The organism is Vibrio sp. 1078-1 (genome assembly GCF_033340475.1).
The window spans coordinates 371-625 of record NZ_JAWOWM010000523.1 but is presented as its reverse complement, the minus strand read 5'-3'; the positions used below and the strand labels follow the sequence as shown (position 1 = coordinate 625).

Sequence of the window (255 nt, the reverse complement as noted above, 5' to 3'; positions counted from 1 at the left end):
CTATGCCAATCCAGCCGCTGAGCTGTTGTTTTCGCAAAGCGCTAAGCGCATTGTCGAACAATCGCTTTCTCAACTGATTCAGCATGCATCGTTGGACTTGGCCTTACTGACTCAGCCATTACAAAGTGGCCAAAGCATTACCGACAGTGACGTGACATTTGTCGTCGATGGGCGTCCGCTAATGCTGGAAGTCACAGTAAGTCCAATCACTTGGCAACGACAGCTCATGCTATTGGTTGAAATGCGCAAAATAGA

At 48.2% G+C, this 255-nt stretch carries 1 pseudogene; it reads left to right on the top strand.

Features of this window, described 5'->3' with window-relative positions:
• A pseudogene (locus tag R7190_RS28565) lies at positions 1-255 on the top strand (PAS domain-containing protein); the annotation flags it as partial.